Annotated in this window: 1 protein-coding gene; it reads left to right on the plus strand. The window is 63.1% G+C overall.

The window, feature by feature from the left end; genetic code table 11:
• The coding region (locus H6B10_RS14945; RefSeq protein WP_204652303.1) for a carcinine hydrolase/isopenicillin-N N-acyltransferase family protein at nt 1–666 on the plus strand (666 nt) is incomplete at both ends.

Raw genomic sequence — 666 nt, forward strand, 5'->3', positions numbered from 1 at the left:
CCTGCAGTTCCTGGGCATTGACGTGGACCAGGATATGACCGGCCTGATGGACAAGGTCATCTGCCTGGCGGCCCCCTACGCCCCGCTGGACGGCATCAATGACGCGGGCGTCAGCTGCGGCATCTACATGACCTACCAGGGCGGCGAGGAAACCGTGGCCACCAGCCAGGACACCGACAAGCCGGACTTTACCTCCACCACCCTGCTGCGGCTGATCCTGGACTACGCCGACAGCGTGGAGGAAGCGGTGGAGATCGCTTCCAGCTATGACCTGCACGACTCGGCCAACACCTCCTATCATTACATGGTGGCCGATGCCACCGGCAAGAGTGCCATTCTGGAATGGACCAACGACAGCGCCGTGGACACCACCGACAACGACGGCAGCCAGCGCACCCTGAAAGTGGTCTACAACGACCAGGACAGCGCCATCGGCGAACGGGAAGCCGCCAGCAATTACCAGGTGGTGACCAATTTCGTGCTGCAGCCCGGCTATTATGATGGGGTGCCCGCCGAAAACAAGAAGGGCGCCGACCGCTACGACCGCCTGTACCAGGAACTGCAGGCCACAGACGGCGTGGTGGCGGACGAGCAGGCGGCCATGGATATTCTGCAGGCGGTGGGCCGCCGCGGCTGGGACAACGACGACAAAAACAGCTGCACCGT

It is taken from the genome of Gemmiger formicilis (genome assembly GCF_016901605.1).
GTDB lineage: Bacteria > Bacillota > Clostridia > Oscillospirales > Ruminococcaceae > Gemmiger > Gemmiger formicilis_B.